Source organism: Planococcus sp. MSAK28401 (assembly GCF_018283455.1).
GTDB lineage: Bacteria > Bacillota > Bacilli > Bacillales_A > Planococcaceae > Planococcus > Planococcus alpniumensis.
Window position 1 is genome coordinate 23,233 of record NZ_JAAMTH010000001.1, and the last position, 16,126, is coordinate 39,358.

At 49.2% G+C, this 16,126-nt stretch carries 9 protein-coding genes, 1 tRNA gene, 3 rRNA genes and 1 other RNA gene; 12 read left to right on the top strand and 2 right to left on the bottom strand.

Annotated elements, in window-relative coordinates:
• Positions 1–9 precede the first annotated feature (9 nt).
• A complete protein-coding gene (gene tadA / locus G3255_RS00095) occupies positions 10–501 on the bottom strand; it encodes a tRNA adenosine(34) deaminase TadA (protein ID WP_211652793.1) in 492 nt (163 codons plus the stop codon).
• 163 nt (positions 502–664) lie between these two features.
• Here tadA and G3255_RS00100 point away from each other — a divergent pair, with 163 nt between their 5' ends.
• Together G3255_RS00100 and G3255_RS00105 are read left to right on the top strand one after the other, a co-directional pair.
• The gene (locus G3255_RS00100) at positions 665–1,303 is read left to right on the top strand and encodes a deoxynucleoside kinase (RefSeq protein ID WP_058382253.1); all 639 of its coding nucleotides are present in this window, start codon (positions 665–667) and stop codon (positions 1,301–1,303) included.
• Positions 1,300–1,974 carry a deoxynucleoside kinase gene (locus tag G3255_RS00105; protein ID WP_058382252.1) on the top strand — a complete coding sequence of 225 codons (675 nt, stop codon included), beginning with the start codon at positions 1,300–1,302 and terminating at the stop codon, positions 1,972–1,974. The genes G3255_RS00100 and G3255_RS00105 overlap by 4 nt, the downstream gene beginning before the upstream one ends.
• A 178-nt stretch (positions 1,975–2,152) precedes the next feature.
• Here G3255_RS00105 and G3255_RS00110 read toward each other — a convergent pair.
• A tRNA-Ser gene (locus G3255_RS00110) sits at positions 2,153–2,245 on the bottom strand.
• A gap of 181 nt (positions 2,246–2,426) precedes the next feature.
• Here G3255_RS00110 and ffs point away from each other — a divergent pair.
• From ffs to G3255_RS00160, 10 genes are all read left to right on the top strand, one after another.
• An RNA gene (gene ffs, locus G3255_RS00115) (signal recognition particle sRNA large type) lies at positions 2,427–2,692 on the top strand.
• A 152-nt stretch (positions 2,693–2,844) separates the two neighbouring features.
• Complete coding sequence (gene dnaX, locus G3255_RS00120) at positions 2,845–4,581, top strand: DNA polymerase III subunit gamma/tau (RefSeq protein ID WP_211652794.1); 1,737 nt, start codon at positions 2,845–2,847, stop codon at positions 4,579–4,581.
• Between the two features lie 29 nt (positions 4,582–4,610).
• Positions 4,611–4,931 (top strand): YbaB/EbfC family nucleoid-associated protein, encoded by a 321-nt coding sequence (locus G3255_RS00125; RefSeq protein ID WP_211652795.1) that lies wholly within the window; start codon positions 4,611–4,613, stop codon positions 4,929–4,931.
• Between the two features lie 13 nt (positions 4,932–4,944).
• The gene (recR, locus tag G3255_RS00130) at positions 4,945–5,544 is read left to right on the top strand and encodes a recombination mediator RecR (protein WP_068459528.1); all 600 of its coding nucleotides are present in this window, start codon (positions 4,945–4,947) and stop codon (positions 5,542–5,544) included.
• 400 nt (positions 5,545–5,944) lie between these two features.
• Positions 5,945–7,495, top strand: a 16S ribosomal RNA gene (locus G3255_RS00135).
• Positions 7,496–7,685: 190 nt separating this feature from the next.
• A 23S ribosomal RNA gene (locus G3255_RS00140) occupies positions 7,686–10,617 on the top strand.
• Positions 10,618–10,683: 66 nt separating this feature from the next.
• Positions 10,684–10,799 (top strand): 5S ribosomal RNA (gene rrf, locus G3255_RS00145).
• The 16S, 23S and 5S rRNA genes sit together here, the layout of an rRNA operon.
• Before the next feature lie 143 nt (positions 10,800–10,942).
• On the top strand, positions 10,943–12,361 hold the full coding sequence (locus G3255_RS00150; RefSeq protein WP_211652796.1) for an aminotransferase class I/II-fold pyridoxal phosphate-dependent enzyme: 1,419 nt from the start codon (positions 10,943–10,945) through the stop codon (positions 12,359–12,361).
• A gap of 62 nt (positions 12,362–12,423) precedes the next feature.
• Positions 12,424–13,950, top strand: coding sequence for an exopolyphosphatase (gene ppx / locus G3255_RS00155; protein ID WP_211652797.1), 1,527 nt, complete (start codon positions 12,424–12,426; stop codon positions 13,948–13,950).
• A gap of 25 nt (positions 13,951–13,975) precedes the next feature.
• Positions 13,976–16,093, top strand: a complete 2,118-nt coding sequence (locus G3255_RS00160) for an RNA degradosome polyphosphate kinase (RefSeq protein WP_349291391.1) — start codon at positions 13,976–13,978, stop codon at positions 16,091–16,093.
• The last annotated feature ends 33 nt before the right edge of the window (positions 16,094–16,126 follow it).

A 16,126-nucleotide genomic window follows, 5' to 3' on the forward strand; every position in this document is an offset into this window, starting at 1 on the left:
CGGAAAACCCTAGGACTGGGTTTTCCGTTTCTCTTTGTTCCGTTTTCGCAAATCGCGGAAAAACTGAGTGAGCAAGCCGCCGCACTCATCCGCCATGACGTTTTCCGTCACTTCGCATTGGTGGTTGAAGCGCTCGTCGTTCAGCAGTCTATACAGCGAATCGACGCAGCCAGCCTTGCTATCGCGAGCGCCGTAGACGATATGCGGGATGCGCGACTGCAAAATGGCGCCGGCGCACATCGGGCAAGGCTCTAACGTTACGTAAAGCTTTGTGTCTTCAAGGCGCCAATTGTCGAGTGCTTCACAGGCTTGCTGGATTGCGAGCAATTCGGCGTGTGTCACCGCATTGCGCGTCGTTTCACGCAAATTATGGGCACGCGCGATGACGCGGTCGCCTTGAATGATAACGGCGCCGATCGGTACCTCGCCTTTTTGGGCTGCTTTTTGGGCTTCTTCAATCGCCAGCCCCATAAAATAATGGTCTTTTTCTATTCCGTTCATGATTCATCGCTCCTCGACTTTCAGTGTATCATCTTTTCATCCTGACAAAGCACTACAAAGCCGTGCACAATTTGGAACGCCATTTGGCTCTACTTTTACCTTTAGGGATATGGTAAAATAAATGGCATTGCATTTTACTTGAATCGAAGAAGGGGGACTTCTTGTGCCGGTGCCATTTATCACCGTAGAAGGTCCGATCGGAGTGGGGAAAACCTCACTGACGAAAGCACTTTCGGAGCAACATCAGTTTCAATTGCTGAAGGAAATCGTGGATGAAAATCCGTTTTTGAATAAATTTTACGAAGATATCGAGGAATGGAGCTTCCAGACGGAAATGTTCTTCCTATGCAATCGTTATAAGCAATTGAGCGATATCCAAAAGAAATTCATCTCCAATCAGGAGCCGGTCGTGGCGGATTATCATATTTTCAAAAACTTGATCTTCGCCAAACGGACGCTGCCTGAAGAAGAATACGCGAAATACGAAGCGATCTATAAAATCCTGACGGCCGATATGCCGAAACCGAACATGGTCATTTATTTGCACGCGAGCCTCGATACCTTGATGAAGCGCATTAAATTGCGCGGCCGTGAATTCGAACAGATGATCACCCCGGATTACATGGAGCAATTGTCTGCAGACTACCATGAATTCATCGAACGTTTCGAGCGCGAGCATCCAGAAATCCCCGTGCTGCGCTTTAACGGAGACGAACTTGATTTTGTGCAAAACCGTTCCGACCTCGAAGTGATTCTCACTCATGTGGAAGGCACGCTTGAAAAAAGGAGCTTATCAATATGAATGAAAATTTACGAGACAAGTACGGCATCCCAAAAGATGCCGTCATCACCATCGCCGGAACGGTCGGCGTTGGCAAATCGACAATGACCAAAGCACTTGCAGATTCACTGCAATTCCGCACATCTTTTGAAAACGTGGATGGCAACCCGTATCTTGATTTGTTTTACGATGATTTCGAGAAGTGGAGTTTCCACTTGCAGATCTATTTCCTTGCAGAGCGCTTCAAGGAGCAAAAGCGCATGTTCGAATACGGCGGCGGCTTTATCCAAGACCGCTCGATTTATGAAGACACTGGCATTTTCGCGAAAATGCACCAGGAAAAAGGCACGATGAATGCAGTAGATTACGAGACCTATACCAACCTATTCGATGCGATGGTCATGACGCCCTATTTCCCGCATCCGGATCTGTTGATTTATCTCGAAGGATCGATTGAAGACATCCTCGGGCGCATTCAAGAACGCGGCCGTGCGATGGAACAGCAGACCCCCGTTGAATACTGGCTGGAAATGCACGAACGCTACGAGCGCTGGATCGATTCGTTCAACGCGTGCCCCGTGCTGCGCCTCAACATCAATGACTACGATTTGATGAACGACCCCGATTGCTCGGAGCAAATCGTGGAACGTATCGGAAAGTTCATGCAGCAGACCGCTGTGTTGAAACGCTAGAAAAGCGGAGACAATTGTCTCCGCTTGTTTTATTTCCCGGGAAATAAGCCAATAAAAAACCCACAGGAAGGATCCTGTGGGCTATATCGTAATATTCGGACATATTGATGGGAAGAAAAATTCGTTGCTTACACAACGAATCAACCTCATATCTACATGCGCGTAGTTATTCAAAAAATGGAGGAGGAAGAGGGATTCGAACCCCCGCGGGATTTGACTCCCCTGTCGGTTTTCAAGACCGATCCCTTCAGCCAAACTTGGGTATTCCTCCGTGTTGGACAAGATATAATTTATCACGGATTTAAAAACCCGTCAACAGTTTTGAAAGAAAAAATTATGTTTTTTACAGAAAGCAATGGAAAGGCCGGTTCATGGAGATAATCGCCGCCTGTTTTACGCGCTATTAACTTTATGTTTGATTTTTCCTCCAGCACTCCGTATACTAGTAAATGCCGTGCTAGGTGGGAAGGTAGCGGTGTCCTGTAACCTGCAATCCGCTCTAGCAGGACTGAATTCCTTTCTGAGGCTGTTTGTATGCAAGGTCTGCCTCATGCACGTAGTGTTGACATCTGGGTCCTGCGCAATGGAAACCCATGAACCATGTCAGGTCCGGAAGGAAGCAGCATTAAGTGGTACTTTCTATGTGCCGCGGGGTTGCCTAGATCGAGCCAACGACATGAGTAACGCTTGTGTACAGCAGTCGAAGAAAGGTGCACGGCTTAACCTAAATGATCCAAACCTGTCCGCAGCTTGCGGGCAGGTTTTTTTCTGTCCGGAATGTGTGGCGCCCGGTGAAATGATTCGGGAACACGCCCTCTTTATGGTATAATAAAAGGACGGAACAAAGACTTTTTAAAAGGGGAGAACAAGGTGGCGTATCAAGCTTTTTACCGTGTGTACAGACCGCGGACTTTCTCGGAAATGACCGGCCAGACACATGTCAAACAAACCCTTCAGAATGCTCTCCTTTATGATAAAACGACCCACGCGTATTTATTCTCAGGACCTCGGGGTACCGGGAAGACGAGTGCGGCGAAGATTTTCGCCAAAGCATTGAACTGTGAACAAGCCCCGGCAGCGGAACCGTGCAATGAATGCTCTTCTTGCCGGAGCATCGACGAAGGTTCGAATACAGATGTCATCGAATTCGATGCGGCTTCCAATTCACGGGTCGAGGAAATGCGGGAAATTATCGAGAAAGTGCGTTTTTCTCCAGCTAACTCCCGTTTCAAAGTATATATCATTGATGAAGTGCATATGTTATCGAACAGCGCATTCAATGCGTTATTGAAAACTTTGGAAGAACCGCCGGAACATGTCGTCTTCATTTTGGCGACAACAGAGCCGCATAAATTGCCGCTGACGATTATTTCGCGCTGCCAGCGGTTTGATTTTAAATCGCATACGCAAGTGGACATCGTCGCGCGGATGATCACAGTCTTGGAAGATGCCAAGATTCCTTATAATGAACAAGTACTGAAGATCATTGCCCAGGCAGCAGCGGGCGGCATGCGCGATGCGCTCAGCCTGCTCGACCAAGTGGTATCGTTCAGTGGAGATGAAATGACCATTGAAGATGCGCTTCTGGTTACGGGCTCCATCAGCCAGGATATGTTTTACGGCATTGCCGAAGCGCTGCTGAAGAAAGACGTCGGCCAAGCGTTGACCTTGCTTGAGCAATTGGCGCGCGACGGCAAAGACCCGGTGCGCTTAGTGGAGGACTTCATTACCTTCTTCCGCGACCTATTGCTGATCCAAACAGCGCCGGGGCTGCGCGATATGCTGGAGCTTGCCGCTTTCGAACCGCGTTTCGAAGAGCTGGCGGAACAGTTTGAAGCGTCGACGCTCTATAACTGGATTGATATTTTAACAAAGACCCAGCAAGAGATGCGCTTCTCGAATCATACGAAAATCTATATGGAAACGGCCCTCTTGAAGATGGTGCAGGCAGACGCACCCGTCCAAACCATAGGTGCAGGGGCGCCGTCTCCTGAACTCGAAGCAAAAGTCACGAGCCTCGAACAATTGGTGCGCGAATTGCAGCAGCAATTGAAAGATGGCGGTGGAGCAGCCAATGCGGCGCCTCAAGCCGAGCAGAAAAAGCGTCAGCGTTCGCAAAGTGCCTTTAAAATTCCAACTGGCCGCATTCAGGAAGTGCTGAAGAATGCAACGAAACCAGATATCCAGGCGATCAAAACCAATTGGGCGACCGTGATGGGGCAACTGCAGCGCTCGCATTCGGCATTGCTCAACGATGCCGAGCCGGTAGCGGCATCCCCAGATGCTTTTGTGTTAAAATTCAAGTATGATATTCATTGCCAGATGGCTTCTGAAAATCAGACTTTTGCCGCAGCGTTCAGCCAGTTGCTTGAGCAGTATACGGGCAAGGCCTACACGCCGGTTTACGTGCCGGATGCCAATTGGCTGAAAATCCGTGAAGAGTTTATCCGCAACGGCGGCTTGAAAAATGAAGGCGACGCGCAGGAACCGGAAGGGCAGGAAGAGAATCCGTTTTCCGGGGACGGCGCAAGCCTTGAAGAAGATCCATTCGTCTCTGAGGCGGAGCGGCTCTTCGGCAAAGATTTTGTCGAAGTCCATGATGATTAACGAATACAAAATTTGAGGAGGAACCAATTATGCGTGGTGGAGGAAATATGCAAGGCATGATGAAACAAATGCAGAAAATGCAAAAACAAATGGCGGAAGCTCAAGAAGAGCTCGGTACATTGAAATTTGAAGGAACAGCAGGCGGTGGAATGGTTAAAGTAACAGTTTCTGGCCATAAGGAAGTTCTTGATATCGCATTGGACCCAGCAGTTGTGGATCCGGAAGATGTTGAGATGCTGCAAGATACATTGATCGTTGCAACAAACGAAGCGTTTAAAAAAGCGGACGAGCATGCGAATTCCACAATGGGGAAATTCACGAAAGGTATGAATATCCCCGGCATGTTCTAGGAGGTAAGCGATAATGCACTACCCAGAACCTATTTCCAAACTGATGGAAAGCTTCATGAAGTTGCCAGGAATCGGGCCGAAAACAGCGGCCCGGCTGGCATTTTTTGTGCTCGGAATGAAAGAAGACACCGTGCTTGATTTCGCGAAAGCATTGGTCGATGCCAAACGTAATTTGAGCTTTTGCTCAGTTTGTGGCCATATTACCGATGTTGACCCATGTCAGATTTGCCAAGACACAAGCCGCGACCGGTCGATGATCTGCGTGGTCCAAGATCCAAAAGATGTCATTGCGATGGAGAAGATGCGTGATTACACAGGTCTTTATCACGTATTACAAGGTGCTATCTCACCAATGGATGGCATCGGGCCGGAAGACATCAATGTTCCATCGCTGTTGACCCGTCTTCAAGATGAAGAAGTGAAAGAGCTGATTTTGGCAACTAACCCGACGATTGAAGGGGAAGCGACCGCGATGTATATTTCCAGGCTAGTGCGTCCCTCTGGTATCCGGACGACGCGCATTGCCCATGGACTTCCTGTCGGAGGCGACTTAGAGTATGCGGATGAAGTCACACTTTCGAAAGCACTTGAAGGTCGGCGTGAACTTTCCTAAGCTTCGAATAAATGGAAAATATTCTGACAAATAATGATTCTTGTATAGTTATTCTTTTTGATTTAAATGAAGCTTATATAGAAGAAAGTCATTTATCCCCTTTGTTTAAATAGGGATGAATGGCTTCTTTTTCTTTAAGGAATAGTGGAGGAAATAAAGAAAGGTTTTTAAATATAATTTAATTTACCAAAAGTGTTGACTTTCTAAAGGCTGTGCTTTAGTATATTAAGAGTCGTCAGGAACGACAGCAAACATGAACCTTGAAAACTGAACAGCAAAACGTCAATAATACAGCCGCGAGTGATCGCGGCAAACGTACTGATCAGCGTATGCAGATCAAAGCGAATCGCGCGTCTTTTAGACGGCGATACGCCAGCAGTATTGAGCAATCAACTACTCTATAATGGAGAGTTTGATCCTGGCTCAGGACGAACGCTGGCGGCGTGCCTAATACATGCAAGTCGAGCGGAGATGTTGGAGCTTGCTCCAACATTTTAGCGGCGGACGGGTGAGTAACACGTGGGCAACCTGCCCTGCAGATCGGGATAACTCCGGGAAACCGGTGCTAATACCGAATAGTTTGCGGCCTCTCATGAGGCCACACGGAAAGACGGTTTCGGCTGTCACTGCAGGATGGGCCCGCGGCGCATTAGCTAGTTGGTGGGGTAACGGCTCACCAAGGCCACGATGCGTAGCCGACCTGAGAGGGTGATCGGCCACACTGGGACTGAGACACGGCCCAGACTCCTACGGGAGGCAGCAGTAGGGAATCTTCCGCAATGGACGAAAGTCTGACGGAGCAACGCCGCGTGAGTGAAGAAGGTTTTCGGATCGTAAAACTCTGTTGTGAGAGAAGAACAAGTACCAACTAACTACTGGTACCTTGACGGTACCTCACCAGAAAGCCACGGCTAACTACGTGCCAGCAGCCGCGGTAATACGTAGGTGGCAAGCGTTGTCCGGAATTATTGGGCGTAAAGCGCGCGCAGGCGGTCCTTTAAGTCTGATGTGAAAGCCCACGGCTCAACCGTGGAGGGTCATTGGAAACTGGGGGACTTGAGTGCAGAAGAGGAAAGTGGAATTCCACGTGTAGCGGTGAAATGCGTAGAGATGTGGAGGAACACCAGTGGCGAAGGCGACTTTCTGGTCTGTAACTGACGCTGAGGCGCGAAAGCGTGGGGAGCAAACAGGATTAGATACCCTGGTAGTCCACGCCGTAAACGATGAGTGCTAAGTGTTAGGGGGTTTCCGCCCCTTAGTGCTGCAGCTAACGCATTAAGCACTCCGCCTGGGGAGTACGGCCGCAAGGCTGAAACTCAAAGGAATTGACGGGGGCCCGCACAAGCGGTGGAGCATGTGGTTTAATTCGAAGCAACGCGAAGAACCTTACCAGGTCTTGACATCCCGCTGACCGCCTAGGAGACTAGGCTTTCCCTTCGGGGACAGCGGTGACAGGTGGTGCATGGTTGTCGTCAGCTCGTGTCGTGAGATGTTGGGTTAAGTCCCGCAACGAGCGCAACCCTTGATCTTAGTTGCCAGCATTCAGTTGGGCACTCTAAGGTGACTGCCGGTGACAAACCGGAGGAAGGTGGGGATGACGTCAAATCATCATGCCCCTTATGACCTGGGCTACACACGTGCTACAATGGACGGTACAAAGGGCTGCAAACCCGCGAGGGGGAGCCAATCCCAGAAAACCGTTCTCAGTTCGGATTGCAGGCTGCAACTCGCCTGCATGAAGCCGGAATCGCTAGTAATCGCGGATCAGCATGCCGCGGTGAATACGTTCCCGGGCCTTGTACACACCGCCCGTCACACCACGAGAGTTTGTAACACCCGAAGTCGGTGGGGTAACCCTTACGGGAGCCAGCCGCCGAAGGTGGGACAGATGATTGGGGTGAAGTCGTAACAAGGTAGCCGTATCGGAAGGTGCGGCTGGATCACCTCCTTTCTAAGGATTATATCGGAACCGATTCTTAACGGATCGGGTTGACGTTTTGCGTTCAGTTTTGAAGGTTCACTCCTTGCGGAGCACTTTCAAACTTGTTCTTTGAAAACTGGATAGATCGACATTGATTAAGAAACAAGCATCAAGTAGCGTGATCGCTTTGCGATCAACTTATTTTTTTTGACCATTCAGTGGTTAAGTTAATAAGGGCGCACGGTGGATGCCTTGGCACTAGGAGCCGAAGAAGGACGGCACTAACACCGATATGCCTCGGGGAGCTGTAAGTGAGCTGTGATCCGGGGATTTCCGAATGGGGAAACCCACTGTTCGTAATGGAGCAGTATCCATGTGTGAATACATAGCACATGAGAAGGCAGACTCAGGGAACTGAAACATCTAAGTACCTGAAGGAAGAGAAAGCAAATGCGATTCCCCAAGTAGCGGCGAGCGAAACGGGATCAGCCCAAACCAGAAGGCTTGCCTTCTGGGGTTGTAGGACACTCTATACGGAGTTACAAAGGAATGGATTAAGCGAAGCGACCTGGAACGGTCCGCAAGACAGGGTAATAGCCCCGTAGCTGAAAGTTCATTCCCTCCAGAGTGGATCCTGAGTACGGCGGAACACGAGAAATTCCGTCGGAATCCGGGAGGACCATCTCCCAAGGCTAAATACTCCCTAGTGACCGATAGTGAACCAGTACCGTGAGGGAAAGGTGAAAAGCACCCCGGAAGGGGAGTGAAATAGATCCTGAAACCGTGTGCCTACAAGTAGTTAGAGCCCGTTAATGGGTGATAGCGTGCCTTTTGTAGAATGAACCGGCGAGTTACGATTGCATGCAAGGTTAAGGTGAGAAGCCGGAGCCGCAGCGAAAGCGAGTCTGAATAGGGCGAATGAGTATGCAGTTGTAGACCCGAAACCAGGTGATCTACCCATGTCCAGGGTGAAGGTAAGGTAACACTTACTGGAGGCCCGAACCCACGCACGTTGAAAAGTGCGGGGATGAGGTGTGGGTAGCGGAGAAATTCCAATCGAACCTGGAGATAGCTGGTTCTCTCCGAAATAGCTTTAGGGCTAGCCTCAAGAAGAGAATCCTGGAGGTAGAGCACTGTTTGGACTAGGGGCCCATCCCGGGTTACCGAATTCAGACAAACTCCGAATGCCAGTGATTTATGCTTGGGAGTCAGACTGCGAGTGATAAGATCCGTAGTCAAGAGGGAAACAGCCCAGACCACCAGCTAAGGTCCCCAAATATCCGTTAAGTGGAAAAGGATGTGGCGTTGCTTAGACAACCAGGATGTTGGCTTAGAAGCAGCCATCATTTAAAGAGTGCGTAATAGCTCACTGGTCGAGTGACACTGCGCCGAAAATGTACCGGGGCTAAACGGATTACCGAAGCTGTGGATGGACATCGTAGATGTCCGTGGTAGGAGAGCGTTCTAAGGGCGTTGAAGTCAGACCGGAAGGACTGGTGGAGCGCTTAGAAGTGAGAATGCCGGTATGAGTAACGAAAGACGGGTGAGAATCCCGTCCACCGAATGCCTAAGGTTTCCTGAGGAAGGCTCGTCCGCTCAGGGTTAGTCGGGACCTAAGTCGAGGCCGATAGGCGTAGACGATGGACAACAGGTTGATATTCCTGTACCACCTCCCCGCCGTTTGAGTAATGGGGGGACGCAGAAGGATAGGGTGAGCGTGCCGTTGGTTGTGCACGTCCAAGTTGTGAGATGAGAAACGAGGCAAATCCCGTTTCTATGTACATCAAGCAGTGATGGCAAGAGGTTTACCTCAGAGTCCCTGATTTCACACTGCCAAGAAAAGCCTCTAGCGAGGCGGGAGGTGCCCGTACCGCAAACCGACACAGGTAGGCGAGAAGAGAATTCTAAGGTGAGCGAGTGAACTCTCGTTAAGGAACTCGGCAAAATGACCCCGTAACTTCGGGAGAAGGGGTGCTCTGGTAGGGTGTTACAGCCCGAGAGAGCCGCAGTGAATAGGCCCAGGCGACTGTTTAGCAAAAACACAGGTCTCTGCAAAACCGTAAGGTGACGTATAGGGGCTGACGCCTGCCCGGTGCTGGAAGGTTAAGGGGAGTGCTTAGCGCAAGCGAAGGTGCGAACCGAAGCCCCAGTAAACGGCGGCCGTAACTATAACGGTCCTAAGGTAGCGAAATTCCTTGTCGGGTAAGTTCCGACCCGCACGAAAGGCGTAACGATCTGGGCACTGTCTCAACGAGAGACTCGGTGAAATTATAGTACCTGTGAAGATGCAGGTTACCCGCGACAGGACGGAAAGACCCCGTGGAGCTTTACTGTAGCCTGATATTGAATTTTGGTGCAACTTGTACAGGATAGGTAGGAGCCAGAGAACCCGGAGCGCCAGCTTCGGGGGAGGCGTCGGTGGGATACTACCCTGGTTGTATTGAACTTCTAACCCACAAGCCTTAGCGGCTTGGGAGACAGTGTCAGGCGGGCAGTTTGACTGGGGCGGTCGCCTCCTAAAGAGTAACGGAGGCGCTCAAAGGTTCCCTCAGAATGGTTGGAAATCATTCGCAGAGTGTAAAGGCACAAGGGAGCTTGACTGCGAGACGGACAGGTCGAGCAGGGTCGAAAGACGGACTTAGTGATCCGGTGGTTCCGCATGGAAGGGCCATCGCTCAACGGATAAAAGCTACCCCGGGGATAACAGGCTTATCTCCCCCAAGAGTCCACATCGACGGGGAGGTTTGGCACCTCGATGTCGGCTCATCGCATCCTGGGGCTGTAGTCGGTCCCAAGGGTTGGGCTGTTCGCCCATTAAAGCGGTACGCGAGCTGGGTTCAGAACGTCGTGAGACAGTTCGGTCCCTATCCGTCGCGGGCGCAGGAAATTTGAGAGGAGCTGTCCTTAGTACGAGAGGACCGGGATGGACACACCGCTGGTGTACCAGTTGTTCTGCCAAGAGCATCGCTGGGTAGCTATGTGTGGCCGGGATAAGTGCTGAAAGCATCTAAGCACGAAGCCCCCCTCAAGATGAGATTTCCCATTGCGCAAGCAAGTAAGATCCCTCAAAGACGATGAGGTAGATAGGTTCGGGGTGGAAGCGTGGCGACACGTGCAGCTGACGAATACTAATCGATCGAGGACTTAACCAACAAACTGAAACGTGAGTTTCCCCCAATGTCGATTTATCCAGTTTTGAGCGAACAAGCTCAACAGAGTCCAGTGATGATGGCAAAGAGGCCACACCCGTTCCCATCCCGAACACGGAAGTTAAGCTCTTTTGCGCCGATGGTAGTTGGGGGTTTCCCCCTGTGAGAGTAGGACGTCGCTGGGCAAGTAGAAAGGCCGTTACCGGTTCATTCCGGTAGCGGTCTTTTTTGTATTGTTTTTGTAAAAACACAGCCCGGCTTTTCGAAAAGATGTGGCGTCCGGTATAATGGAATAAACTATGAATGAAAACGTGAGGATGCAAAGATTATGACTCAAAGACGTCCAGTGGTGGATGCATTATTGGAATTTCAGAGAAGACGGCCGATTTCATTTCATGTTCCTGGCCATAAAAACGGCCTGCTATCGGGTTTGCCGAAAGAATTAAAAGCGGCACTTGCCTATGATATGACAGAGTTGGAGGGCCTTGACGATTTACACGCCCCCAATGCGGCAATCAAGGAAGCAGAAGATTTACTGGCAGATGCGTATGGTTCGAAAAAAAGCTACTTTCTGGTGAACGGTTCAACTGCAGGAAACCTTGCGATGATTCATGCGGTCTGCGGAGAAGGCGATCCAGTAATTGTGCAGCGCAATTCGCATAAATCGATTTTCCATGCGCTTGAACTGGCCCATGTAAAACCAGTTTACGTAGCGCCTGAATGGGATGAGTCATCCAAAAGCGCTGCAGCTGTCGCCCTTTCTTCAATAGTGGCTGCCATAGATGAATATCCGGAAGCGAAAGCGGTCGTTTTGACATATCCAAGTTATTACGGTGTAGCTTCTGCTGAGCTAGAGGCAATTATTGAATTTTGCCATGAACGTAGGGTCCCCGTGCTGGTCGATGAAGCGCATGGGGCGCATTTAGCAGCGGGCGAGCCATTCCCGGTGAGTGCATTGGCTTATGGAGCCGATGTGGTGGTTCAGTCTGCACATAAAACTTTGCCAGCTATGACGATGGGTTCGTATCTTCATATAGCAGGAGAATTGGTGGAGGAAAGAATGATCAGGAAGTATTTGCGGATTTTTCAATCGAGCAGTCCTTCCTATCCCATTATGGCGTCTCTTGACGATGCGAGGGCATATATCCAAAATTATTCTGTTCATGATAAGCGCGATTTTCTCGAAAAACGCCTTTATTTTATTTCCAGTATCAGACGGATACCTTCTCTTGAAGTAGTGGAGACGGACGACCCGCTGAAATTATTGCTGCGGGTCGAAAATAGAGGGGGCTTTCAGCTGAAAGAGGCCTTGGAACAGACGGGTGTTTATGTGGAATTGGCGGACCTTTTTCAGGTGCTGTTAATCTTGCCGCTGTCAAAACCTTGGCATGCTTATCCGTATGCCGAAATACGCAGCCGCATCAAAGAAGCTGTGCAAAGTATGCGGTTATTGGAGAAACGTGCTCCAGGCTTTCGCCCTGGCTATCCAAAAGCTGTGACAACTCCTGAGCTGTCGTTTGAGGAAGTGGATTTATCGGTGCAGGAATGGGTGCCTTATACGAGGGCAATCGGCCGTATCTCGTCGGCTATGGTGACGCCTTATCCACCTGGCATTCCGCTGGTAACGGCAGGGGAGAAGTGGACTGTCGAAAAAGTGGAGGAGCTTTCGGATTATCTAGCGGCTGGTGCGGAGATACAAGGGGAACATCGTTTGTCGGAAAAGCTGGTTTCAGTTATCCCGTGGTGAGTAGAACGAACGCTTGGGTGGTATACAATAGCATATGCGAAAGCGAATGTGGGGGTAATAGTATGGAACAGGAAAAGTACGCAATCATCGATATTGGCTCGAATACCATCCGATTGGTTATTTATACGCGGGATAAGAGCGGGCGTTTTTCAGAAAGTGAGAACGTTAAGGCGGTTGCCCGTCTGCGCAATTATTTAACGGATGATAATACGCTCTCAGAAGAAGGCATACAAGTATTGATCGATACCTTGAAGAGCTTCCAGGAAGTGACTCGCCACCATCAGCTCGAAGCGATTAAATGCGTTGCGACGGCTGCTGTGCGGCAGGCCAAGAACCAGGAAGCCATTATACAGCGCGTTGGCGAGGAGACGGATTTTACGATGCGCATCCTATCGGAATACGAAGAAGCGCATTATGGTTATTTGGCCGTGGTCAATTCGATGTCGTATAAAAGCGGCATTACGGTCGATATCGGCGGTGGCAGTACGGAACTGACTTTATTCGAAGGCCGTGAACTCATTCATTTCCACAGTTTTCCGTTTGGTGCCTTATCGCTGAAGAAGCAGTTTATCGAAGGGGACACCCCAAAAAACAGTGAACTGAAAGCATTGCGGGAGTTTCTCGAAACTCAGTTTTTGACACTCGACTGGATTGAAGCGAAGAAATTGCCGTTGATCGGAATTGGAGGCAGTGCGCGGAACTTGGCACAGATTCACCAAGAGAAAATCGACTATCCACTCTCCGGTGTCCATCAATACACTATGAAGCGGAAAGAAGTAGAAGAGATAAATAAATGGCTGGGATCGATGAAATTTGACGATTTGCAGCGAGTGGAAGGATTGTCGAGTGACCGGGCAGATATCATCCTTCCGGCGGTGGAAGTGTTCAATTGCCTGATGGAATTGATCGGTTCTGAGCTTTTTGCCTTGAGCCGAAAAGGGTTGCGGGATGGCGTATTTTATGAGGAAATGACCAAAGATTTCGAGATGCCGGTGTTTCCGAACGTCATTGAGGAAAGTTTCTACGATTTGGCGATCGACTACGACATTAATTTGACGCATGCCATCCATGTGACCAATAGCTCGCTGATGATTGTACGGGAATTGGAAGAGCAGGGGCTTCTCGAATTGACGGAGAAGGATCATCAATGGGTTCGCCTCGGCAGTTCGATGTACAATCTTGGTTCGTACATCGACTCTGAATCGAGCAACCAGCATACCTTCTACCTGCTGGCGAACCGGACCATCGATGGTCTTTTGCATAAAGAACGCATCATTGTCGCCTTGCTTGCTTCCTATAAAAACAAGAACCTATTCAAACGCAATGCAGCTCTCTATGAAGACTGGTTTACGGAAGATGAGTTGGATAAATTCAATATCATTGGAGCAGTCATTAAATTCGCTTATAGTTTGAATGCGACGAAACGCGATATTGTCGAAGACATCCAGTTGGAATCGAAAAAAGAAGAGCTCATTTTCTCTATCCAATGCCGTGAAGACTGGAAACCGGAGCAATACCAGGTCGAGAAGCAGAAAAAGCATTTGGAGAAGCTGTTAAAGAAAACGATCACTGTCCACTTTCATGAATGAATGAAACCTGAGGGGGAGTTTTGCCGTGGGAAAGAAAAAGGAAGACATGATCCAATTGAACAATCCTTCTTATTACAATAACCGCGAACTGAGTTGGCTGGCATTCAATGAACGGGTGTTGCAAGAAGCGCTTGACCCGCGCAATCCGCTGCTCGAAAAGCTTAAGTTTCTGGCGATTTTCAGTTCCAATTTGGATGAGTTTTTTATGGTCCGTGTGGCGGGATTACAGGATCAAGTAAAGGTGGGCTTTAATAAGCCTGAGAACAAAGCCGGGATGACGCCAAAGCAGCAATTGCATAAGATTGCCTTGAAGAATCATCAATTGGTGAATTTGCAATACGACACCTTGCGTAAAATATTATATCCCAAGCTTCAGAAAGAACATGTCCATTTCCTGAAAGTAAGGGAATTGAACGATTCGCAGCGAGAGGCTTTAGAGGTTTATTTCGATGAGCATATTTTTCCTGTATTGACCCCGATGGCGATTGATGCGTACCGCCCATTTCCAATGCTATTGAATAAAAGCATCAATTTGGCGGTAGTATTGGAAGACACGGCAAAAGAAGTGGATTCTGAACAACGGACTCGAACAGCTATTGTGCAATTGCCTGCAATGCTTGAGCGGTTTGTTCAATTGCCGGAAAACGGCGGATTGCGCAAGTTATTGCTGCTCGAAGACGTCATCGGTTTCTTTATCGGCAAGTTGTTTCATGGCTATGAAGTCAAATCGACGACTGCCTTCCGCATCACCAGAAATGCGGATATGACGATACACGAAGAAGGCGCGCGCGATTTGCTCAAAGAAATTGAAGAAGAGTTGAGAAAGCGCAAATGGGGGGCTGCCGTTCGTCTTGAAGTGCAAAAAGACGGATTGGATCCCGTTATTTTGGACTATTTGATGGATGAGTTGGAAGTGCATCCGAAAGACGTCTATGAAATTGATGGATTTCTGGACTTGACGGTATTTTTCGGTTTTTACAAAAAGATGGCCCCGATATGGGAGCATTTGGTCTATGAAGGGAAGATTTCGCAATTGCCGGTAGGGATGGAGAACGGCAAGGCGATTTTTGCAAAAATCGCCGACGAAGATGTTTTTTTGCATCATCCTTATGAATCGTTCGAGCCGGTAGTTGAGTTTATTTCGGAAGCGGCGGATGACCCTGATGTGCTCGCAATCAAACAGACTTTATACCGTGTCAGCGGGGATTCGCCGGTGATCAATGCCTTGAAGCGGGCAGCGGAAAACGGCAAGCAAGTGACCGTGCTTGTCGAATTGAAGGCGCGTTTCGATGAGGAAAATAATGTGCACTGGGCGAAAGAACTGGAAAAAGCGGGCTGTCACGTCATTTATGGGATGACCCATTTAAAGACCCATAGCAAAATCACTCTTGTGGTACGCAAAAAACAAGGGCGTATCGAGCGTTTTGTCCACCTTGGGACCGGCAATTACAACGATCAGACGGCAAAAATCTATACCGATATGAGCCTGTTCACCTCGAAAAAGGAAATCGGCATCGATGCGACGAATTTCTTCAATTATTTGAGCGGGTACACGGAGAAGCCAGAATTCCATTATCTATCGGTGGCGCCATTTTCGATCAGGAAAGACATTCTTCATTTGATCGATTCCGAAATCCGTTACGAGAAGAAGTACGGCAATGGCCATATTGTGGCTAAAATGAACTCGTTGACCGATAAAAGTATCATCATGAAGCTGTATGAAGCGTCGCGTGCCGGGGTCAAGATCGATTTGATCGTCCGGGGGATTTGCTGCTTGCGACCGGGGATTCCGGGAGTGAGCGACAATATTCGCGTGCGCAGCATTGTCGGGCGCCTGCTTGAACATAGCCGCGTTTATTATTTTCATCAGAACGGCAAAGAAAAAACCTTTTTGTCCTCTGCGGACATGATGACGAGAAATTTGAACAACCGCATTGAAATCCTTTTTCCGATTCTCGATAAGCGGGTGAAAGGGCAAGTGTGGGACATTCTCGAGCTCGGGCTGAGGGACAATGTCAAAGCCCGTCAACAGGACGAGGAAGGCAATTATGGCTATGTCCGGCGAATCGAAGGGCAAGCGGTGATTGATAGCCAAATGGAACTGTTCGAGCGCGCATACCAAGTGGCGGAAGACGAGGAATAAGGTCAAAAGGAAGTTGTGAAACAGCTTGTTTTT

Coding starts and splice junctions, on each gene's coding strand:
- tadA (WP_211652793.1), bottom strand. CDS start 501: ATGAACGGAATAGAAAAAGACCATTATTTTATGGGGCTGGCGATTGAA.
- G3255_RS00105 (WP_058382252.1), top strand. CDS start 1,300: ATGAATGAAAATTTACGAGACAAGTACGGCATCCCAAAAGATGCCGTC.
- G3255_RS00125 (WP_211652795.1), top strand. CDS start 4,611: ATGCGTGGTGGAGGAAATATGCAAGGCATGATGAAACAAATGCAGAAA.
- recR (WP_068459528.1), top strand. CDS start 4,945: ATGCACTACCCAGAACCTATTTCCAAACTGATGGAAAGCTTCATGAAG.
- G3255_RS00150 (WP_211652796.1), top strand. CDS start 10,943: ATGACTCAAAGACGTCCAGTGGTGGATGCATTATTGGAATTTCAGAGA.
- ppx (WP_211652797.1), top strand. CDS start 12,424: ATGGAACAGGAAAAGTACGCAATCATCGATATTGGCTCGAATACCATC.